This is a genomic window from Streptomyces collinus Tu 365 (assembly GCF_000444875.1).
Lineage (GTDB): Bacteria > Actinomycetota > Actinomycetes > Streptomycetales > Streptomycetaceae > Streptomyces > Streptomyces collinus_A.
Window position 1 is genome coordinate 2052199 of record NC_021985.1, and the last position, 19709, is coordinate 2071907.

Sequence of the window (19709 nt, forward strand, 5' to 3'; positions counted from 1 at the left end):
GACCCCGGCGGGCGGCGTCTCTATCGGTGCCGAGGCCGCCGGGCCCGCCGGGCAGGGGCCGGCCTCCGGCGCCGGCGAGCCCACCGGCGGAGTGCGGGCCGTGCCTGGCCGGCCTGCTTGGATGCGGGCATGAATCCTGCTGACGAGATCCTCGACATCGTCGACGAGCACGACCGGGTCGTGGACCGGGTCCCGCGCGGCGAGGCGTACGCGCGGGGCCTGCGCCACCGGTGCGTCTTCGTCCAGGCCCGGGACGCGGCCGGGCGGCTGTTCGTGCACCGCCGCACCGCCACCAAGCTGGTCTTCCCCTCCCTCTACGACCTGTTCGTCGGCGGTGTCGTCGGCGCGGGCGAGTCCTACGACGAGGCGGCCCTGCGGGAGGCGGAGGAGGAGCTGGGCGTCACCGGCCTGCCCCGGCCGCGGCCCCTGTTCCGGTTCCTCTACGACGACGGGGCCGGGCACAGCTGGTGGTCGGCGGTGTACGAGGTGCGCTGCGAGCTGCCGGTGCGGCCCCAGGCGGAGGAGGTCGCGTGGTACGGCTTCCTGACCGAGGACGAGGTCGCACGGCGCCTGGACGAGTGGGAGTGGGTGCCGGACGGGCTGGCCGCGTACGAGCGGCTCGGGGAGTTCCGGTCGGCCGGGTGACGCCCCGGTAGGGTCCTGCGCGTGATCGAATTCGCGCGGAACGTACGGCTCTGGTTCGCCCCGGAGCAGGTACGGGACGAGGGCAGCACCCCCGACTACCGGTTCTCGCTGGCCAACGAGCGCACCTTCCTGGCCTGGCTGCGCACCGCGCTGGCGCTGATCGGCGGCGGCTTCGCGGTGGACCAGTTCCTGCCGGACCTGCGCTGGGCCTGGCGGGTGGGGCTCGCGCTGGCCCTGCTCGGCGCCGGGGTGCTGTGCTCGCTGCGCGCGGTGAACCACTGGGTGCGCTGCGAGCGGGCGATGCGGCGCGGCGAGGACCTGCCGACGTCCCGCTTCCCCGCGGTGCTCGGCCTGGTGGTCGCGGTGGTGGCCGTCGCCATGGTCGTGGTGGTGCTGGTCGGATGGGCGGGATGAGCGCGCCCAGGGCCGTCGGGGACCGCGACCCGGGGCTCCAGCCGGAGCGGACCCGGCTGGCCTGGCGCCGTACGACGCTGTCGAGCACCGTGGCCGCCGTCCTCGCCGTGCGGACCGCCCTGCACGGCGGGCCCACGGCCGGCGGGGTCACGGTGTGCGCGCTGTGCTGCGCGCTCTGGCTCGGCTTCCTGGGGGTGGCCCAGCGGCGGATCCACGCCCTGGCCTCCCGGCCCCGGCCGCCCGCGCTCGCGGGCCGGCAGGCGACGGCCGCGGTGCTGTGCGCGGTGGCCCTGGCCGTCTGCGCGGCCGCGCTGGTGGTCTGACGGTCCGGCGGGGCCGACGGGTCCACCGGCCGTCCGGCCGCCGGCCTCAGACGAAGTCCGCGGCCGACTCCATCCTCAGCAGGACGTCCCGCCACTCCGCCCCGGACAGCTGCATCGCCACCCGGCACAGGTCGAGGGGGTGCCCCGCGGCCAGGGACACGGCGATCTCCAGCACGGCCAGGTGCGGGCCCATGCTGCCTCGCTCCCGGCGGTCGTCGTCCAGCAGCTCGGGCCGTCGCAGCAGGTCCCGCAGGCGCGCCCAGTCCACCGAGGTCGGGCGGTCGTGCGGCCGCACGGCGCCCAGGTCGGGCTCCTCCGTGAAGCGGCGCAGCCAGTAGCCGCCCCGGAAGGAGGCGAGGACCACCGTCGCCTTCCGCTCCTGATGGCTGCCCACTCCCTCGACAAGCTGCCGCGCCAGGACCGTCGCCTGCGGGGCCTGCAGGACGATCAGTTCGTCGGTGCCCTGATCAATGCTCATGCCGCCACTATGAGGCGACCGGGCGGACGCGCTCCGTACGGCGCCAGCCCCCTCACGCGAACAGACCATCCGCTTTCCGTATGTCGGCACCGCGGCCCGGCCGCCGGCTCACCCGCCCGGCGGAACCGGACGGCGCCCGGCGGGCCGCCGCGCGGGCAGCGCCGTACCGTGCGCCTACGGTGGCGCCAGGAGGTGGCGATGCGGCTGGGGTTGCACGCGCTCGGCATCGGCGACGGTGCCCGTCCGGAGGTGATCCGGGCCGTGGCCGTGGCCGCGGAGGCGCACGGGTTCGCGCGGCTGTGGTGCGGTGAGCACGTGGTGCTCGTGGACGCGCCCGTCTCCCGCTACCCGTACGCGGACGACGGCCGGATCGCGGTGCCCGCGGACGCGGACTGGCTGGACCCGCTGCTCGCCCTGGCCTTCGCCGCCGCGGTCACCAGCCGGATCGAGCTGGCCACCGGTGTGCTGCTGCTGCCCGAGCACAACCCGGTCGTGGTCGCCAAGCAGGCCGCCACGCTCGACGTGCTCTCGGCCGGGCGGTTCGGCCTCGGGGTCGGGGTCGGCTGGTCGGCCGAGGAGTTCGCCGCGCTCGGGGTCCCGTTCGCCGGGCGTGGGCGGCGCACCGAGGAGTACCTGGCCGCGATGCGCGCCCTCTGGTCCGGGGACCCGGCCTCGTTCGACGGCGAGTTCACCCGCTTCGACGCGATCCGGGTCAACCCCAAGCCGCTGCGGGGCGGCCGGCTCCCGGTCGTCGTCGGCGGCAACAGCGACACCGCGCTGCGCCGCGCGGCCGGCCACGCGGACGGCTGGTACGGCTTCAACGTCCCGGCGGCGCAGGTCCGCTCGCGTGTCGGCGTCCTCGCCGAGGAGTGCGCCCGCCGCGGCCGCGCGGTGGAGGAGCTCACGATCGCCGTCGCGCTGAGCGACGGCACACCGGAGCACCTCCCGGGCCTGGCCGCGGCGGGCGTCACCGAACTCGTGGTCGTCGGCGCGCCCCCGCCCGAGCCCGCCGCGGCGGCGGCCTGGGTGGCGGACCTGGCCCGGACGTGGGTCCGCCCGGACGGACCGGCGGGGGCAGCGGATCGCTAGATCGTCTCCGCGAATCCCGTCGCCCACCCGGAGGGCGGCCTCGCGGCGTCCGGTACGTGCGCCGGGCGTGGCGGTCGCCGTGGGGCAGGCGGGACTTCCCGGACACGGCCCGGCGCGTCCCCGGCGGATCGCTTCGGCGGATCCCCGGCGGATCGCTTCGGCGGATCCCCGGCGGATCGCTTCGGCCCCTAGCCTGCGGATCGCCCGCGACGCGGACGCGCTCGCTAGTCCTCCTCGTCGGGCCAGTCCACCGTCACCACGATCTTGCCGCGGGTGCGCCCCTCCTGGCTCAGCCGGTGCGCGTCGGCCGTCCGCTCCAGCGGGAACGTCTCCTGCACGTGCACGGTGACGGCACCCTCCTCCGCGAGGCGGGCCAGCTCGGTGAGGTCGGCGGAGTCGGGACGGACGAAGGCGTACCGGCCGCCGAAGCCGACCACGTCCGGGTCGGCGATGGACGCCAGCCGGCCCTCGGGGGCGAGCAGGTTGGCGGAGATCTTCAGGGTGTCGCCGCCGATGGTGTCGAAGACCGCGTCCACGCCCCCGGGCGCCAGCGCGCGCACCCGCTCGGCCAGCCCCTCGCCGTACGTCACCGGCTCGCCGCCGAGGTTGCGGACATAGTCGTGGTTGCGTTCGCTCGCCGTGCCGATCACCCGGACGCCGAGGTGGACGCCGAGCTGGACGGCGAGCGAGCCGACCCCGCCGGCCGCCGCGTGCACCAGCAGCGTCTCCCCGCGCTTGACCTCCAGCACCTTGACGAGCACCTGGTAGGCGGTGAGGCCGGCCAGGGGCAGTCCCGCGGCCTCCTCGAAGGACCGGTTGCGCGGCTTGCGGGCCAGGGTGCGCACCGGGGCGGCCACGTACTCGGCGAAGGTGCCCCGGGACAGGAAGTCCTCGCGGACGTAGCCGATCACCTCGTCCCCGACGGCGAACTCCGTGACCGAGACGCCGGGCTGGACCACCACCCCGCTGACGTCCCAGCCGGGGATCACCGGGAAGACGGCGTCCAGCGCGCCGTCGAGGTAGCCCTCGCGGCACTTCCAGTCGACCGGGTTGACCGCGGCCGCGCGCACCTTGACCAGGACCTGGTCGGGACCCACCTTCGGGTCGCGCAGCTCGCCGTACTCCAGTACGTCGGGTCCGCCGTACCGGCTGTAGCTGATGCCTTTCATGCCCTCGACCCTCCGGGGTACTCGTGCGCCACGCAACCGGGATGCCCCGATATGTGGCCTTCGCGTGGCAGCCTGTCCGTCGTCAACCCCCGTACCCCGAAGGCACCCACCATGACCACGCTGCACCAGGAACACACCGAACACGCCTCGCACCGCCACGGTCCGGACTGCGGGCACACGGCCGTGCCGCACGGCGACCACGTCGACTACGCGCACGACGGCCACCTGCACCGCGAGCACGGCGGGCACTGGGACGAGTGCGAGCCGGCCGGGCACACCGCGCACGAGGGGCACGAGCACGTCCACCACGACGAGTGCGGTCACGCGCAGGTGCGGCACGGCGACCACGTGGACTACCTGCACGACGGGCACCGGCACGCCGAGCACGGGGACCACTGGGACGACCACTGAGAGCCCCGTCCGCCCACTGACCCCGTCCGCCCGCCGGCCCTGACGTACGGCCGGGTCCGGCGGCTCCCCGGCGCCGGCCGGGGAGCCGCCGCCCTAGGGTGGCTCCCGTCACGTTTCCCCCCGGGGCGAGCCCACGCACTGGACGGCATACCGACCGGTCGGCATCATTGGTCGCGTTCCTGTTCGCCCGTTCGTGGGAGTGATGTATGAGCGCCGACCACCCGCCAGGACTCGATCTCGACCGGCTGCGCGGCCTGCTGGACCGCGAACGGCCCGGCCTGGTGAACGGCCCGCTGTCCGGCCGGCTGATCGAGGGCGGACGGTCGAACCTCACGTACGCGCTCTCCGACGGCACCGCGAAGTGGGTCGTCCGCCGGCCCCCGCTCGGCCATGTGCTGGCCACCGCGCACGACATGCGGCGCGAGCACCGGGTGATCAGCGCGCTGCACCCGACGGACGTGCCGGTCCCCCGCCCGGTGCTGCTGTGCGAGGACGAGGAGGTGCTCGGAGCGCCGTTCTACGTCATGGACTTCGTCGAGGGCACTCCGTACCGCACCGCCCAGCAGCTCGCCCCGCTCGGTCCGGAGCGCACCCGCGACGCGGTGCTGTCCCTGGTGGACACCCTGGTCGAGCTGCACGCGGTGGACCCGGCCGAGGTGGGCCTCGCCGACTTCGGCCGTCCGGAGGGCTTCCTCGACCGCCAGCTGCGCCGCTGGGGCAAGCAGCTCGACGCCTCCCGCAACCGCGAGCTGCCCGGCATCGACGAACTGCACGCGGCCCTCGGCCGGGAACTGCCCGCCTCCCCCGCCGCCACGGTCGTCCACGGCGACTACCGGCTGGACAACGTCCTGATCGGGGACGACGACCGGATCAGGGCGATCCTCGACTGGGAGATGTCGACGCTCGGCGACCCGCTCACCGACCTCGGCCTGCTGGTGATGTACAGCCGGCCGCTCGGCATGCCGCACTCCCCCGTCTCCACCACCGCCGAGGCGCCGGGACACCCGTCCCCGCGGGAGCTGATCGAGCGGTACGCCGCGCGCTCGGGGCGCGACGTCTCGGCCGTCTCCTGGTACACCGCCTTCGCCTGGTTCAAGCTCGCCGTGATCCTGGAGGGCATCCACTACCGGTACACGCTCGGCCAGACGGTCGGGCGCGGCTTCGACCGCATCGGTGAACTCGTGCCGGTCTTCATCGACCACGGACTGACCACTCTTCAGGAAGGCTGACCGGACATGGACTTCGCGTTCGACGCGCGCACCGAGGAACTGCGGGCCAGGCTCCTCGCCTTCATGGACGAGCACGTGTACCCGGCGGAGCCGGTGGCCGAGGAGCAGCGGGCGGCGCTGGACTCCCCCTGGGACACCCCGGCCGTGGTCGAGGAGCTGAAGGCCGAGGCGCGCAGGCAGGGCCTGTGGAACCTCTTCCTGCCGGACACCGAGTACGGCGCCGGTCTGACGAATCTCCAGTACGCGCCGCTCGCCGAGATCACCGGCCGCTCCCCGCACCTCGCGCCCACGGCCCTGAACTGCGCGGCTCCGGACACCGGAAACATGGAGGTGCTCGCGCAGTTCGGCGACGAACGGCAGCGCAAGCAGTGGCTGGAGCCGCTGCTCGCCGGCGAGATCCGCTCGGCGTTCGCGATGACCGAGCCCGAGGTCGCCTCGGCGGACGCCACCAACATCACCACGCTGATCGAGCGGGACGGCGACGAGTACGTCGTCACCGGCCGCAAGTGGTACATCTCCGGGGCGATGAACCCGGACTGCAAGATCTTCATCGTGATGGGCAAGACCGACCCGGACGGGGCGGACATCCGCCGCCAGCAGTCCATGGTGCTCGTCCCGCGCGACACGCCGGGGGTCACCGTCAAGCGCGCCATGAAGGTGTTCGGCTACGAGGACCACTCGCACGGCGGCCACGCCGAAGTCGTCTTCGACCACGCGCGCGTGCCGGTCACCCACCTGATCGGCGAGGAGGGCGGCGGCTTCGCCATCGCCCAGGCCCGGCTCGGCCCCGGCCGTATCCACCACTGCATGCGGCTGATCGGCATGGCCGAGCGGGCCATCGAGCTGATGTGCCGGCGCGCGGTGTCGCGCACCGCCTTCGGCAAGGCGCTCGCCCAGCAGGGCGTGGTGCAGAACTGGATCGCCGACGCCCGGGTGACGGTGGAGCAGCTGCGGCTGCTGGTGCTGAAGACGGCCTGGCTGATGGACACCGTCGGCAACAGGGGCGCCCACACCGAGATCCAGGCCATCAAGATCGCCACGCCGCGCGCGGTGGTCGACATCATCGACCGTGCGATCCAGCTGCACGGCGCGGGCGGGGTGAGCCAGGACTTCCCGCTGGCCGACCTGTACGCGGGGGCGCGCACCCTGATGATCGCCGACGGTCCGGACGAGGTGCACCAGCGGTCGCTGGCCCGCAGGGAGCTGAAGAAGTACCTGTGACGGGCGGCGCCGCCGCCTCGTGCGGGCCGTGGCGGCCACCGTCCGGGCCGAGGTGTTCGTGCGGGCCGTGACCCGCGTGGCCCGGGTGGCGGCCGTGCGGGCCGTGGCCTTCGTGCGCCGTTGAGCGCGCGGCCCGCATGTGATGTCGTACCCCTGCCGGGACCGGCGCGGCGGCCGGCGGACCGAGGAGGGGGCGGCGTGACGGACCTGCGGGAACAGCCGGAGTGGAGCAGGGCCGCCGACTCCCGGGTGACGCTGGAGCGGCTGCTGTCCGTCGTGGGCCCGGGGGCCCTGGAACTGGACACGGCACCGGCCGGGCTCGCGGTGCCCGTCGGCGGGGTCGGGGTGCTGGACGCGCTGGACCCCGAGACGAGACACGGGGTGCTGTTACTGGCCGTGGGCGTCGACCCCGGATCGGCGCAGGCGCTGGACGTGCTGCGCCGGGCCGGCGCGGCGGGAGCCACCGGGGTGGTGTTCGGCCCCGACCGGCCCGGCGGGGCCGCGGCCGCGCTGCGGCCGGCCGCCGAGCAGTCCGGTACGGCGGTGCTGTTCCGCACCGCCTGGTGCCCCTGGGACCAGCTCGTGGGCGTGCTGCGGTCGGGGCTGGCCTCGGCGGGGGCGCCCCCGGTACCGGGGGTGCCCGGTCCGGCCCTGGGCGACCTCGACGGCCTCGCCGACGCGGTGGCCGCCCTGGTCGGCGGCTCGGTGACGATCGAGGACACCGAGTCCCGGGTCCTCGCGCACTCCTCGACCGAGGAGAACGTCGACGAGATGCGCCGGCTGACCATCCTCGGGCGGCGCGTCCCGCCGTGGCGCGTGGCCGCCATGCGCGAGGCGGGGCTGTTCCGCGCCCTGTGGACGACGGACGACGTGCTGCACCGGCGGGCCCGGGGGGACGACCCGGAGCGGCTGGTGTGCGCGGTCCGGTCGGGCGGCGAGGTGCTGGGCTCCCTCTGGGTGGCCGCGATCGCCGGCCGGCCCCTGGCGCCGAACGCGGCGGAGGCTTTGCGGGCCGCGTCCCGGGCGGCCGCCGCCCATCTGCTCCACCACCGCACGCGTGGCGGGGACAGCCGCCTGGTGGAGGACGCGGCGCGGGCGCTGCTGGAGGAGCGCGGTTCGGCCGAACTGCTCGCCGACCGCATGGCGCTGCCGGCGCGGGAGCCCTGCGCCGTGCTCGCGGTCGGTCTCGGCGACCGCGGCCCGCAGGGGGCACCGGCCGAGGACCCCACGCGGCTGTACGGCCTGCTCGGCCTGCACTGCGCCGGGTTCGGCCACCGGGCCGTGGTGGTCCCGGCGGGCGGCCGGGCCCTGGTGCTGGTCGGCGCGCTGGAGCGGGACCTCGAGGCGGCCCGCGAGCAGGTGACGAAGCTCGGCGGGTCGCTCGCCGCGCAGCTGGCCGCCGCGACCGGCGGGCGGGTGCGCGTGGGCCTCGGCGAGGCGGTCCCGTCGCTGGCGGCGGCGGCCGGGTCGCGCCGGGAGGCCGAACAGGCGCTGCGGGCCCTCCAGGGCGCGGCGGACGGCCGGAGCGTGGCACGGGTGGCGGACGTGGCGGACGCGATCGGTGTCCTCCAGGTGGTCGAGGCGCTGCGGGACGTACGCCTGCCGCCGGGGACGTCGGTGGAGCGGCTGGCCGCGTCCGACGCCGAGCAGGGCGGCAGCCTGGTGGAGACGCTGCGGGCCTATCTGGACCACTTCGGCGACGTGTCCGCGGCCGCGCGCAGCCTGTCGCTGCACCCCAACAGCCTGCGCTACCGGCTGGGCCGGATCACCAAGGTCTCCGGGCTCGACCTCGACAGTCCGGACGCCCGCCTGCTGGCACAGCTACAACTGCGGCTGCGGCGCCGGGCGGACGACGACGCGGGGCCGGAGGCGGGGACCTCGGGGCGGCCGTGACGGGCCGGGCCCCCGACTGCTCGCGGGTCCGGCCCTGCGTACAGCCCTGCGTACGGCCCTTCCACCGGCCCTTCGTACGGCCGTTCCCCCGGCCGTTCGTCCCGACTTCGTCCGTCCGCACCACGGAACGGCCCCGTCCTCGTGGGCGCGCACAACGCGCGGTCCCGGGGGCGGGGCGGTACGGCTCCTCCCCCGTCGCGGGCGGGGTGTCTGTGCCGAACCGACGAAGACGGGCGGTGCGTGCGGCGGGAAGTCTGGGGTGGTGCCCGGGGAGCGGTTCCCCGGGTGGCGATCCCGACCCCGGAAGGCTCACCATGACCGTTGTGAACCCCGCCGCCGCACGGCGTGAACGCATCCTCCAGGAGGCCGTACGGCAGGGACTGCTCGATCCGGAGCGGGCCCTGCTGGCCGCCTTCGTCGACCTGGACGGGGTCGAGGTCACGGTCGGGGACCTGCGGGACTCCTTCCCCGGTCCGCCTGAACTGCCGGGTGTGCTGCACACGTTCGCCGCCAAGGCGAACTGTCTGGTGCCCGTGCTCGCGGAGCTGGCCGGGCTCGGCATGGGCTGCGAGGTGGCGACCGCGGGCGAGCTGGCCCGGGCGCTGGCGGCCGGCTTCCCCGCCGAACGGATCGTGTTCGACGCCCCGGCCAAGACCCGGGCGGAGCTGGAGCGGGCCCTGGCCCTCGGGGTGTCCGTCAACGCGGACAGCTTCCAGGAGCTGGAGCGGATCGCGCAGACGCTGGCGCACCGCCCCTCGGCGTCACGGATCGGGGTGCGGCTGAACTGCCAGGTCGGCGGGGGTGCCATCGCCGCGATGAGCACGGCCACCAGCACGTCGAAGTTCGGTGTCCCGCTGGGCGACCCGGGCAACCGGGAACGGCTGCTGCGGGCGTTCGCCGAGCACCCCTGGCTGACCCGGGTGCACACGCACACCGGGTCCCAGGGCTGCCCGCTCGACCTCATGGCCCGCGGGGTGGCGCAGGCGGTGGAGTTCGCCGACGAGGTCGTGGCGGCCTTCGGGCCGGGCCGGGTCGCGGGCATCGACATCGGCGGCGGGCTGCCCGTCAACTTCGCCGACGACGCGTTCACGCCCACGTTCGCGGAGTACGCCGGGCAGCTGCGCGCCCACGCCCCCGGCCTGTTCTCCGGGCGGTACGAGGTGGTCACCGAGTTCGGCCGCTCCCTGCTCGCCAAGAACGGTTTCATGGCGGCGTACGTCGAGTACACCAAGACGGCCGGGGGCCGCCCGATCGCCGTCACCCACGCGGGCGTGCAGGTCGCCACCCGGACCGTGTTCGGGCCCGACGCGTGGCCGCTGCGGATCGAGGCGCACGCCGGCGACGGCACGGCCAGGACGGGCCGCGCGGTGCGCCAGGACGTCGCGGGCCCCGCGTGCTTCGCCGGCGACCTGCTGGCCCGTGACCGGGCGCTGCCCCTGCTGCACCCCGGCGACCTGGTCGTCGTGCCGGACACCGGCGCCTACTACTTCTCGACGCCGTTCCACTACAACAGCCTGCCCGAGCCGGCGGTGCACGGGGTCCGGGTGCTCGCGGACGGCCGGGTGGACTTCTCGCTCGTCCGGCCCGCGCAGGATCCGTGGCTGCTGTCGGAGCGCGACGGCGTGCGGGTGCGGCCGCGGGAGTCGGCGGGCGCCGCGGCCCGCGGCGTCGGCTGAGGAGGCCGGGGTGCACCGGCCTCCCGACCGCACGCGGCCCGAACGGGACGGGCCGCTCCTCACCCAGCGGGCCGCCCTGGTGTTCCTGCTGGCGGCGCTGGCCGGCGTCGGCGCCGCCGTCCTGGCGGCGCTGGCGGGCAACGCCTGGCCGGTCGCGGTGAGCCTGGGCTGCGGCGCGGCCGTCACCGGGGTGATGTTCTTCAAGGAGATCATCGGCTAGCCGGGCGGCCGGACCGGACCGGCGCTACGGCCGCAGTGCTCGCAGCAGCAGGTCGGCCAGGTGGTCGGCCACCTGCTGCGGGGTGAGGGGGCCGTCGGGGCGGTACCAGGTCGACAGGTGGTGGACCGAGCCGAAGTGGTAGTCCACGACCAGGTCGGCCGGGGTCGCCGTGGAGAAGACGCCCTCGCGCTGGCCCTCCTCGATGAGCGCGCGGAAGCGTTCGTGGTAGCGCCGGCGCTCCGCGCGCACCTGCTTGTTCTTCTCCGGGCTGAGCTGGTGCATGGAGCGGAAGAAGATCATCGCGTCGTCGAGGTTCTCGATCGTCGTGACCACGACGTCCGCCGCCGCCGCCCTGAGCCGCTTCTCGATCGGCTCGTCGGCGCCCGCGAAGGCGTCGAGCCGTTCCTGCTGGACGCGCAGCACGCGCGCGTACACCTCGTGCAGCAGGTCGTCCTTGGAGCCGAAGTAGTGGTACAGCGCCCCCTTGGTGACGCCGGCCGCCTCCACGATCTCCTGCACCGAGGTGCGGTCGTATCCCTGCTCGGCGAAGAGGCGGGTGGCGGCGTCCAGCAGCCGCTGCGGAACGGGGGTCCCGTCTCCGTCCGTCGTCCTGGGCACTGCCGCCACCTGCCTTTCCGTCGTGTCTACTGACTGTCGTCGGCGCTGTCCCGCGCGCGGGAGCGCAGTTCCCGCCGGAGGATCTTCCCACTTGCCGTCTTCGGCAGGTCGGGCAGGATCTCCACCTGGCGGGGGTATTTGTAGGCGGCCAGTCTCTCCTTGCAGTACGCCGCCAGTTCGTCCGGGTCCGTGTCGCTGTCCGGGCGCAGGCTGATGTAGGCGCGTACGGTCTCCCCGCGGTAGCCGTCGGGGACACCGACCACGGCCGCCTCGCGTACCGCCGGATGGGTGTACAGGACGTCCTCGACCTCGCGGGGCCACACCTTGAAGCCGGACGCGTTGATCATGTCCTTCTTGCGGTCGACCACGTAGAGCCAGCCCTGCTCGTCCATGAACCCGATGTCACCGGTGCGCAGTTCGCCGTCCGGGAAGGTCTCGGCGGTGGCGTCGGGCCGCCGCCAGTAGCCGGGCACCACCTGGGGCCCGCGGACGACGATCTCGCCGGGTTCGCCGAGGGGCACCTCCTCGCCCCGGTCGTCCAGGACGCGCACCAGGGTGTCGGCGCCGGGCAGGCCGACCGACAGGGTCCCGGAGCCGGGGTCGACGGGCGCCTCGAGGCCGGGCGGGACGGAGGCGCAGGGCGCGGTGCACTCGGTGAGGCCGTAGCCGACCCGGATGTAGGGCCCGAAGCGCTCGCGGAACCGTTCCACCAGGGCCGGGGGCACGGGGGCGCCGCCCGAGGAGATGTTGACGAAGGAGGCGAAGTGCTCGCGGGTGGCGGCCGGGTGGGCGGCCAGCGCCATGAAGGCGGTGGACGGCCCGACGGTGTAGTGCGGCCGGTGCTCGGCGAACGCCTCGAGGACGACGCCGGGCTCGAAGCGGTAGGTCAGCACCAGGGTGCCGACGCCGGCCAGGCAGGCGCCGAACTGGCACACCATGCCGGTGATGTGGAACAGGGGTGCGAGGGCGTAGTAGACGGGCGCGTCGGGCAGGCCGAGCCCGGTCCGCTGGCGCTCGGCGTTGTGCATGATGTTGGCGTGCGTGTTGGTGGCGCCCTTGGGGGTGCCGCTGGTGCCCGAGGTGTAGCTGATCAGGGCGATGTCACCGGGGCGCGGGTCGCGGTCCGCGGGCGCCTTGCCGCCCTGCCGGGCGACGGCCGCGAGGTCGTCGGTGTCGACGGGCCGGGGCAGCCGCTCGAAGGCGAGGACGCGCGCGTCGTCCCGGGTCTGGAAGTCGCGTTCGCACGCGGTGAGCACGGTCCGCACCGGCGATCCCGCCGCCGTGTCGCGCAGGTAGGACTCCCAGGCCCGGTCGGAGCAGACCAGCGCGGTCACCTCGGCGTCCCGCAGGACGTGGGCGACCTCGGCCGACTTGTACATGGGGTTGACCGGCACGACGGTCGCGCCCGCCTTCCAGGCGCCGAGCACGGCCAGCACGAAGTGCGGGGAGTTCTGCAGCAGGACGGCGACCCGGTCGCCGCGCCGCACACCGCGTTCGGCGAGGTGGGCGGCGAGCGAGTCGGTGAGCGCGTCCGTCTCGCGGTAGGAGAGGCGGGCGTCAAAGTAGGCGAGGAAGGCGCGGTCGGGGGCCTCGGCGACGGCGTCGCGCAGGGAGTGCACGAGGGAGTCGGCGGGGGTGACCGGGGCGCGCTGGACGTCGGTGAGCAGGGCCAGCCAGGGGCGGGCGGCGTAGGGGGAGGCGGTCACCGGTTGGCCTCCCACTTGCGCTGGAGGTGGTTCATGCCGGCCAGCCACCGGTCGGGATCGGCGGCCCGCGCCTGGTGGTACTCGGCGACCTCGGGGTGCGGCAGGATCAGGAAGCGGTCCTCCTCGATGCCCCGGAAGAGGGCTTCGGCCACGTCGTCCGGCTCGATCGCGGAGGGCCGGAGCACCAGGTCGCCGGCGCTGCCGGTGGCGGCCAGCATGTCGGTGCGCACGCCCTGGGGACAGATGGCGTGGACCCGTATCCCGCGGTGGCGGTAGGTGAGGGAGAGCCATTCGGCGAAGGCCAGCGCGCCGTGCTTGGTGACGGCGTAGGAGGGGGCGCCGATCATGGTGAGGAGCCCGGCGGCGGAGACGGTGGAGACGAACCGGCCGCTGCCGCGCTCCAGCCACCCGGGCAGCAGCGCGTGGGCGGCGCGGACGTGGGCCATCACGTTGACGTCCCAGGACAGGGCCCAGGCCCGCTCGTCGAGCGGCTCCCCGGCGCCCGCGTCCTCGAAGGCGACGCCCGCGTTGGCGCAGTAGACGTCCACGGTGCCGCCGAGCGCGTCACGGGCGTCGGCGACGATCGCGCAGGCGTCGCCGGGGACGGCGGTGCCGCCGATCTCCGCGGCGACGGCCTTGGCCTTCTCGGCGTCCAGGTCGTTCACGACGACACGGGCGCCCGCGGCGGCGAACCGGCGGGCCAGCGCGGCCCCGATCCCCCCGCCGGCTCCGGTGACCACCACTCCCGCATCCTGCACGGCTTCCACCATCGGTCTCCTTCGGCACGGCGCGACTGGGCTCGGCGACGGCCAGACTAACCGGTCGGTATGTGTGAGGGAAGGGGAACTGTCCCAACCTCAAAGGGCACGGTGCCACCACGTTCCCCCGGCGGCGCCGCGCGAGCGCGACCCGGCAACGTCCCGCACCTTCCCCACGACGGAGGCAACCCCATGCGCCTGTCCCGACGGAAACTCCTCGCCTCGGCCACGCTGGCGGCCTCGGCCTCGGCGGCGTCCGTTCCCGTCCTCTCCTCCCACCGCTCCGACCGCGCCACGCCCCGGCACCGCGCACCCCTGCGCACCGGGTTCGAGAGACTCGCGGCCGACGGGTACGCCGCGCTCGACGGCCGGCGCGTCGGCGTCGTCACCAACCCCACCGGCGTCACCCGGGACGCCCGGCACATCGTCGACGTCATGCACGCGGACCCCCGGGTCCGGCTGACCGCCGTGTTCGGCCCGGAGCACGGCTTCCGCGGCACCGCGCAGGCGGGCGGCTCCGAGGGCCGCCACGACGACCCGGCGACCGGCCTGCCGGTCTACGACACGTACCTCAAGAGCGGCCGGCCGCTCGCCGACGTGTTCACCGCCTCCGGGGTCGACACGGTCGTCTTCGACATCCAGGACGTGGGCGCCCGCTTCTACACGTACATCTGGACGCTCTACGACTGCATGGAGGCGGCCGCGCTCGCGGGCAAGCGGTTCGTCGTGCTGGACCGCCCGAACCCGGTGACCGGCCGGGCGGCCGAGGGGCCGGTGCTGCACAGGGAGTTCGCCACGTTCGTCGGCAGGCAGCCGATCGCACAGGCGCACGGCATGACGGTCGCCGAGCTGGCCCGGCTGTTCAACGGCGAGTTCCTGACCACGCCCGTCCCGCTGGAGACCGTGCGGATGACCGGCTGGCAACGCGACACGTTCTACGACGCCTCCGGCCTGCCCTGGGTGCCGCCGAGCCCGAACATGCCGACCCCGGACACCGCGCTGGTCTACTCGGGCACCTGCATGTTCGAGGGCACCAACCTCTCCGAGGGGCGCGGCACCACCCGGCCCTTCGAACTGCTCGGCGCCGAGGGCGTCGACGGGCGCTGGGCCGCCGCCGCGAACGAGCTGGGGCTGCCGGGCGTGCGGTTCCGGGAGGCGTACTTCGCGCCCACCTTCTCCAAGTTCCAGGGCAAGACCGTCGGCGGTGTGCAGATCCATGTGCACGACCGCGCCGCCTACGACCCCGTGCGCACCGGGGTCGCGCTGCTGGTGACCGCCCGGAAGGTCTGGGACGGCTTCGCCTGGCGTGCGGACGACTGGATCGACAAGCTCACCGGTTCCGGCCGGGTGCGCACGATGATCGACGCGGGGGCCGGCGTGGACGAGGTGACCGGCGCCTGGCAGACGGAGCTGGCGGCGTTCCGCCGGGTCCGGGAGGGATACCTGCTCTACAAGTGACCCGCGCGGTATGGCCAACTCTGCCCCGTCGCAGGACGATACGCGCACATCGCATCGTTTCGGGGGGACGAGGGAGCCTGGCATGGCGGATCCGGGGATGAGCGTGACTCCCTACTGGGAGCTGACCTTCGACACCGACGGGGACGTGGACGGCCCCGAACGCGACCGGCTGCTGACGCAGGTCACGGACCACGGCGTCCGTGACCTGGTCGTCTTCGCGCACGGCTGGAACAACGACCGCTCGGGCGCCACGGCGCTGTACCGGGCGTTCTTCGCGCCGTTCCCGGGGCTCGCCCCCGAGGCGCGGATCGGGTACGTGGGGGTGATCTGGCCGTCGATGCGGTTCTGCGACGAGCCGATCCCCGACTTCCCCCGCTCGGTGGCGGCCGCCGCGGCGCAGGCGGTGCCCGGTCCCGCCCTGGACAAGGACACCCGGCGGGCCCTGCTGGACGTCTTTCCCGGCCGGGCCACCGTGCTCGACCAGCTGGCCCGGATGCTGGACGAGCAGCCGGCGGGCGACGCGGGGCCGGCGGAGTTCGGGCGGCTGGTCCGGCTGCTGGCCGACTCCCCGCGGACGGCCGCCGTCGGCGACACGACCGACGACGAGGGCGAGCCCCTGGTGTTCGGCGGGGACGCGGGCGCCGCCTGCGCCGAGTTCGCCGGGGCGCTGGCGGGCCTCGGCGCGCCGCGGGAGCCGGCCGGGTTCGCGCTGCCGAACCCGTGGGACGGCGCCAAGGAGCTGCTGCGGCAGGCGACGTACTACACGATGAAGAAGCGGGCCGGGACCGTGGGCGAGCGCGGGCTCGGGCCGTTCCTCGGCCGGCTGGCCGCCGCGGCCCCGGGGGTGCGGGTGCACCTGGTCGGGCACAGCTTCGGCGGGCGGCTGGTGTCGTTCGGCTTGCGCGGGCTGCCCGGCGGCGTGCGCACGGTGAAGTCCGTGACCCTGCTCCAAGGGGCCTTCTCGCACTACGCGTTCGCCGCCCGGCTGCCCGGCGCGGCGGACACGGCGGGCGCGCTGGCCGACCGGCACAAGCGGATCGACGGCCCCCTGGTGTGCTGCCACTCGCGCTTCGACGCGGCCCTGGGCACCTTCTACCCGCTGGCTTCCCGGATGTCCGGCGACGACCGGTCGCTCGCCGGGTTCGACCTCGGCCGGGCGCTGGGCGCGCGGTGGGGTGCGATGGGCCACGACGGGGTCCAGGCGGTGCCGGGCACCGCCGTCCACGACCTCGCCGCGGCCCTGCGCGGGCCGCTGCCCGCGTCGGGCTGCGTGAACGTCGACGCGGCCGCGGTGGTGTGCCGCGGGGGCGGGCCGGCCGGGGCGCACAGCGACATCCTGCACCCGGAGCTGGCCCGACTGGTGCTGGCGGCGGGCCGCATCCGCTGACCCGCCGCCCACGTCACCTCACCGGTGCGAGGTGTACTCCACCACCTGCTGGAAGGTCGGCCGGTTCTGCCAGCTGATCCGGCCGTGCTTGATGCCGCCCAGGGTGCGCTGGACGATGGAGTCCGCGCACCACTGGTCGCCGGCCGAGCACTGGTCGTCGCCCGGGTAGACCTGGGCCGCGGTCAGTCCCGCCGCCTGCTTCAGGGTGCTGATCAGGGCGTCCCGGCAGGCGCTGAGGCTGCCCCCGCCGCAGTACTTCTGCGCCAGGGCGCCCTGCACCGGCTCGCCGAGCACGGCCCGGATGTCCTTGTCGACATAGCTCCACCAGCCGTACTGGAAGGAGCTCCCGGCGTGCGATCCGGTCGGGCCGTGACCGGCCGACGGGGCCTCGTCCACGGGCAGGTCGGCGGTGAACGCCGTGTACAGGTCGCTGCCGAGCCCGGGTTCGAACTCCGCCTTCACCAGCAGCGGCCACCAGGCGTCCAGGATGCGGATCGCGTCGGCGTCGGCGTACTTCTTGGAACCGGCCGCGGTCTCGGTGCGCCTCGCGCCCGCGGTCGCCCACGCCCGCAGCTCGCTCACCGCGGCGGCGGCCGCGGTGTCGGTCACCGGGGAGGAGTCGATCACCTTGAGCAGCTTCGGCAGCACGTCCTCGGCGCGCAGGTCGGCGAGGGCGGCGTCGGCCATGGCCTGGGTGAGCTTCGCGCGGGTCACCCCGCCGGCCGCGACCAGCCGGCGCACCCGGTCGTCGAGCAGGTTGCCGCGGTGCACGGAACCGTCGCCCCAGGACGCGGTGGTGTAGTCCTTGGCCTGCTTGTTGTTCCAGGAGATGTAGTAGTCCTGGTCGACGGAGTTGGGGTGGGCCGAGGCCGGCGTGTAGGCGGCGGTGTTGGTGGCCGGGTCCCAGCTCTGCCACTCGTACGCCGGCTGGGCCCAGACCGGGAACTCGGCGTCGACGCCGGCCGCCCGCACCGGGTTGTCGCCGCTGTTGTAGTACGCGGTGTGCCGGGAGTCGGCGTAGAACCAGTTGAAGGTGTAGTTGATGTGCTGGGCCGCGCTCTGGAAGTCCTGCGGGCCCTTGACGTAGTCGGGGTCGTTCAGCATCTGGAAGCCGATGATCGAGTCGGCCTCGTGCAGGTAGGAGGAGCGCAGGGAGGTGTAGGCGACCTTCTTGCCGCCGACGGTGGCCCGGTACTGCACGGGCCCGTACTTCGTGCGCCACACGCGCATCGTGTACGACCCGGCGGCCGTGCCGTCGGCCACGGTCGGCTTCCAGGCGTTCTTCTGCTCGACCTTGTCCATCGCGGTGCAGGTGCCGTGGAACAGGTAGTGGTAGTCGTCCTGGCACAGTTCGACCGCGTAGGTGTCGACGATGTCCTGTCCGGAGGTGGTGGCGCTCCAGGAGTAGTCCTGGCCGCGGCCCAGTTCGACGTACATGCTCAGGCCGGCGAAGGAGGCGCCGCGGGCGCTGATGCCCGGACCCTGGATCTCCTGGAGCATGAGCAGCTGCGGGGCGAAGTAGCCGGTCTGCGGCCCGAAGACGGCGATCGGGTGGCCGCTCGCGGTGTACTTGCCGCTGACCACGAGGGCGTTGGACATGCCGCGCCGGGCGGATCCCAGGGTGGCCTTCGCCGCGGCCGCCGAGGTGCTCTTCGCGCTCGCGGTGGCGGCGCTGCCGGTGCGGTCGTGGACGAGCGGTTCCTGGGTGACGGAGCCGGCGTCGGGCAGCGCCTCGCCCTTGGGGTCGGCGGGCTTGGTGGCGTAGGGGAAGCTGTGGCCGTCGTGCACGGTGAGGGCGGCCTCGGCGTCGTTGCGCTCGCGGAACGACTCCCAGACCGCGGTGCCCCGCTCCACGCCGTACTTGGACTGGGCGGCCAGCAGCGACAGGGCGTTGTCGACCTCTCCGCCGCCGCCGGAGCCGAACAGGGAGCCGATGACGGAGGCCAGCGCCACCATGTCGGTGACCTTGAAGTGGTCGATGGTGCCGGCGTTGGTGATCGAGTCCTTGTGGCCGGTCAGGACGTACTCGCCGGGGAAGTAGCGCCCGCTGTCGGAGGCGTCGATGTAGGCGTTGACGCCGTCGAGGTAGGCGTCGACGTCGGCGAGGGCCTGCTGCCCGCGGGCGCCGTTGCGGGCGACGGCGCCGTCGATCTGCGCCTGGAGGTCGGCCTCGGTGTACGGCGCGTTGCGGTAGAACTGCTGCTCCAGGCCCTGGTTGGCAGCGGCGCCGCCCGCGAAGCCGGTGAGCTGGCCGCGGCCCACGTGCCGGAAGACGTCCATCAGCCACAGCCGGTCCTCGGCGGCCGCGTACCCGGCGCCGAACTCGGTGCCGTAGCGGGTGGTGCCCGTGATGTGCGGCACACCCGCCTTCTTGTCGCGGACGATCGTCACGTCGCCGCGGCCGGCGGGCTTCTCGGTGGAGGCGACCTGGTCCGAAGGCACCCCGAAGGAGGCGTCGTTGAAGAACGTGTTGATCTTGGCGTCGGTGAGGCCGGAGTAGCCGGTCGCCAGGCTGGCGTAGGGGCCGAGCTGGTCCTCGGCGTGCGAGGGCTGGGTCCCGAATGCCTGGTTGAGCAATATCTGGGCAAGCGTGGCGTTGCCGTTCTCACCGGGCGGCAGGATGTCCGAGCACTGGCCGCCGCAGTAGTCGTTCGAGGTGGCGGCGGGTTCGGCGGCGGCTGCCTGGGTGAGCGGGGAGAGCAGGCCGGCGATCAGTACGCATACGGACGCCGTCTTCAGGAACCCGGCGAGCTTGCGGGGAGTTCTCAGTGTGTCGAACAGCGCGTTGCGTGGGGTGCGCCGTGGCATGGCGACTCCTCCCGAACGGGGGTGGGCCGGACGTTACCGCCGGTATCCCCGGGATTGAAGATGAACATGCGTCAACTTTCGGAGTCGTTGAACCGGTGTCAGGCGGTCAACCCGGGGCGCCTTATGGGAGGGCATCGGAAAACGGATGGAGCCGAATCGTGTGTCGACACGTCTACTCGGCGATGTCGCGCGGAACCCGTACGGCG

18 protein-coding genes are annotated in these 19709 nt (G+C 74.2%); 12 read left to right on the forward strand and 6 right to left on the reverse strand.

What is annotated here, in order from left to right; translation table 11 throughout:
• Nucleotides 1-129: 129 nt before the first annotated feature.
• Genes B446_RS08670 through B446_RS08680 form a run of 3 tightly spaced genes read left to right on the forward strand, consistent with a single transcriptional unit; the run spans nt 130 to nt 1382 of the window.
• Nucleotides 130-645, forward strand: coding sequence for an NUDIX hydrolase (locus B446_RS08670; protein ID WP_020939044.1), 516 nt, complete (start codon nt 130-132; stop codon nt 643-645).
• Nucleotides 646-666: 21 nt separating this feature from the next.
• On the forward strand, nt 667-1059 hold the full coding sequence (locus B446_RS08675; RefSeq protein WP_020939045.1) for a YidH family protein: 393 nt from the start codon (nt 667-669) through the stop codon (nt 1057-1059).
• A complete protein-coding gene (locus B446_RS08680; protein WP_043477902.1) occupies nt 1056-1382 on the forward strand; it encodes a DUF202 domain-containing protein in 327 nt (108 codons plus the stop codon). Before B446_RS08675 ends, B446_RS08680 begins: the two co-directional genes overlap by 4 nt.
• Before the next feature lie 46 nt (nt 1383-1428).
• On the opposite strand, the gene B446_RS08685 is transcribed toward B446_RS08680, so the two are convergent.
• On the reverse strand, nt 1429-1860 hold the full coding sequence (locus tag B446_RS08685; protein WP_020939047.1) for a hypothetical protein: 432 nt from the start codon (nt 1858-1860) through the stop codon (nt 1429-1431).
• 198 nt (nt 1861-2058) lie between these two features.
• Between B446_RS08685 and B446_RS08690 the strand changes: the two genes are divergently transcribed.
• Nucleotides 2059-2949 carry an LLM class F420-dependent oxidoreductase gene (locus B446_RS08690; protein ID WP_020939048.1) on the forward strand — a complete coding sequence of 297 codons (891 nt, stop codon included), beginning with the start codon at nt 2059-2061 and terminating at the stop codon, nt 2947-2949.
• A gap of 224 nt (nt 2950-3173) precedes the next feature.
• Here B446_RS08690 and B446_RS08695 read toward each other — a convergent pair whose 3' ends face one another.
• The gene (locus tag B446_RS08695) at nt 3174-4118 is read right to left on the reverse strand and encodes an NADP-dependent oxidoreductase (protein ID WP_020939049.1); all 945 of its coding nucleotides are present in this window, start codon (nt 4116-4118) and stop codon (nt 3174-3176) included.
• Between the two features lie 111 nt (nt 4119-4229).
• On the opposite strand from B446_RS08695, the gene B446_RS08700 reads away from it, so the two are divergent.
• The 6 genes from B446_RS08700 to B446_RS08725 all read left to right on the forward strand — a co-directional run bounded on the left by B446_RS08700 (nt 4230) and on the right by B446_RS08725 (nt 10768).
• Nucleotides 4230-4529, forward strand: coding sequence for a hypothetical protein (locus B446_RS08700; RefSeq protein ID WP_020939050.1), 300 nt, complete (start codon nt 4230-4232; stop codon nt 4527-4529).
• Between the two features lie 206 nt (nt 4530-4735).
• On the forward strand, nt 4736-5758 hold the full coding sequence (locus tag B446_RS08705; protein WP_020939051.1) for a phosphotransferase family protein: 1023 nt from the start codon (nt 4736-4738) through the stop codon (nt 5756-5758).
• A 6-nt stretch (nt 5759-5764) separates the two neighbouring features.
• On the forward strand, nt 5765-6979 hold the full coding sequence (locus B446_RS08710) for an acyl-CoA dehydrogenase family protein (protein ID WP_020939052.1): 1215 nt from the start codon (nt 5765-5767) through the stop codon (nt 6977-6979).
• Between the two features lie 198 nt (nt 6980-7177).
• Nucleotides 7178-8872 (forward strand): helix-turn-helix domain-containing protein, encoded by a 1695-nt coding sequence (locus tag B446_RS08715; RefSeq protein ID WP_020939053.1) that lies wholly within the window; start codon nt 7178-7180, stop codon nt 8870-8872.
• Nucleotides 8873-9186: 314 nt separating this feature from the next.
• On the forward strand, nt 9187-10548 hold the full coding sequence (locus B446_RS08720; protein ID WP_052352137.1) for a diaminopimelate decarboxylase: 1362 nt from the start codon (nt 9187-9189) through the stop codon (nt 10546-10548).
• A gap of 10 nt (nt 10549-10558) precedes the next feature.
• On the forward strand, nt 10559-10768 hold the full coding sequence (locus B446_RS08725; RefSeq protein ID WP_020939055.1) for a hypothetical protein: 210 nt from the start codon (nt 10559-10561) through the stop codon (nt 10766-10768).
• Between the two features lie 24 nt (nt 10769-10792).
• Here the strand turns inward: B446_RS08725 and B446_RS08730 are convergent, their stop codons facing one another.
• Genes B446_RS08730 through B446_RS08740 form a run of 3 tightly spaced genes read right to left on the reverse strand, consistent with a single transcriptional unit; the run spans nt 10793 to nt 13862 of the window.
• Nucleotides 10793-11386 (reverse strand): TetR/AcrR family transcriptional regulator, encoded by a 594-nt coding sequence (locus tag B446_RS08730; protein WP_020939056.1) that lies wholly within the window; start codon nt 11384-11386, stop codon nt 10793-10795.
• A 26-nt stretch (nt 11387-11412) separates the two neighbouring features.
• Nucleotides 11413-13092, reverse strand: a complete 1680-nt coding sequence (locus tag B446_RS08735) for a class I adenylate-forming enzyme family protein (RefSeq protein ID WP_020939057.1) — start codon at nt 13090-13092, stop codon at nt 11413-11415.
• Nucleotides 13089-13862, reverse strand: a complete 774-nt coding sequence (locus tag B446_RS08740; protein WP_020939058.1) for an SDR family NAD(P)-dependent oxidoreductase — start codon at nt 13860-13862, stop codon at nt 13089-13091. Before B446_RS08740 ends, B446_RS08735 begins: the two co-directional genes overlap by 4 nt.
• A 180-nt stretch (nt 13863-14042) precedes the next feature.
• On the opposite strand from B446_RS08740, the gene B446_RS08745 reads away from it, so the two are divergent.
• The gene (locus B446_RS08745) at nt 14043-15308 is read left to right on the forward strand and encodes an exo-beta-N-acetylmuramidase NamZ domain-containing protein (protein ID WP_020939059.1); all 1266 of its coding nucleotides are present in this window, start codon (nt 14043-14045) and stop codon (nt 15306-15308) included.
• A gap of 82 nt (nt 15309-15390) precedes the next feature.
• Nucleotides 15391-16695, forward strand: a complete 1305-nt coding sequence (locus tag B446_RS08750) for a hypothetical protein (protein ID WP_020939060.1) — start codon at nt 15391-15393, stop codon at nt 16693-16695.
• Nucleotides 16696-16713: 18 nt separating this feature from the next.
• On the opposite strand, the gene B446_RS08755 is transcribed toward B446_RS08750, so the two are convergent.
• Nucleotides 16714-19503 (reverse strand): penicillin acylase family protein, encoded by a 2790-nt coding sequence (locus B446_RS08755; RefSeq protein ID WP_020939061.1) that lies wholly within the window; start codon nt 19501-19503, stop codon nt 16714-16716.
• Nucleotides 19504-19709: the final 206 nt, after the last annotated feature.

Excerpts from the sequence above, each read along its gene's own strand:
- B446_RS08670 (WP_020939044.1), top strand. The coding sequence starts at position 130 with ATGAATCCTGCTGACGAGATCCTCGACATCGTCGACGAGCACGACCGG.
- B446_RS08680 (WP_043477902.1), top strand. The coding sequence starts at position 1,056 with ATGAGCGCGCCCAGGGCCGTCGGGGACCGCGACCCGGGGCTCCAGCCG.
- B446_RS08685 (WP_020939047.1), bottom strand. The coding sequence starts at position 1,860 with ATGAGCATTGATCAGGGCACCGACGAACTGATCGTCCTGCAGGCCCCG.
- B446_RS08690 (WP_020939048.1), top strand. The coding sequence starts at position 2,059 with ATGCGGCTGGGGTTGCACGCGCTCGGCATCGGCGACGGTGCCCGTCCG.
- B446_RS08695 (WP_020939049.1), bottom strand. The coding sequence starts at position 4,118 with ATGAAAGGCATCAGCTACAGCCGGTACGGCGGACCCGACGTACTGGAG.
- B446_RS08700 (WP_020939050.1), top strand. The coding sequence starts at position 4,230 with ATGACCACGCTGCACCAGGAACACACCGAACACGCCTCGCACCGCCAC.
- B446_RS08705 (WP_020939051.1), top strand. The coding sequence starts at position 4,736 with ATGAGCGCCGACCACCCGCCAGGACTCGATCTCGACCGGCTGCGCGGC.
- B446_RS08710 (WP_020939052.1), top strand. The coding sequence starts at position 5,765 with ATGGACTTCGCGTTCGACGCGCGCACCGAGGAACTGCGGGCCAGGCTC.
- B446_RS08720 (WP_052352137.1), top strand. The coding sequence starts at position 9,187 with ATGACCGTTGTGAACCCCGCCGCCGCACGGCGTGAACGCATCCTCCAG.
- B446_RS08740 (WP_020939058.1), bottom strand. The coding sequence starts at position 13,862 with ATGGTGGAAGCCGTGCAGGATGCGGGAGTGGTGGTCACCGGAGCCGGC.
- B446_RS08745 (WP_020939059.1), top strand. The coding sequence starts at position 14,043 with ATGCGCCTGTCCCGACGGAAACTCCTCGCCTCGGCCACGCTGGCGGCC.
- B446_RS08750 (WP_020939060.1), top strand. The coding sequence starts at position 15,391 with ATGGCGGATCCGGGGATGAGCGTGACTCCCTACTGGGAGCTGACCTTC.
- B446_RS08755 (WP_020939061.1), bottom strand. The coding sequence starts at position 19,503 with ATGCCACGGCGCACCCCACGCAACGCGCTGTTCGACACACTGAGAACT.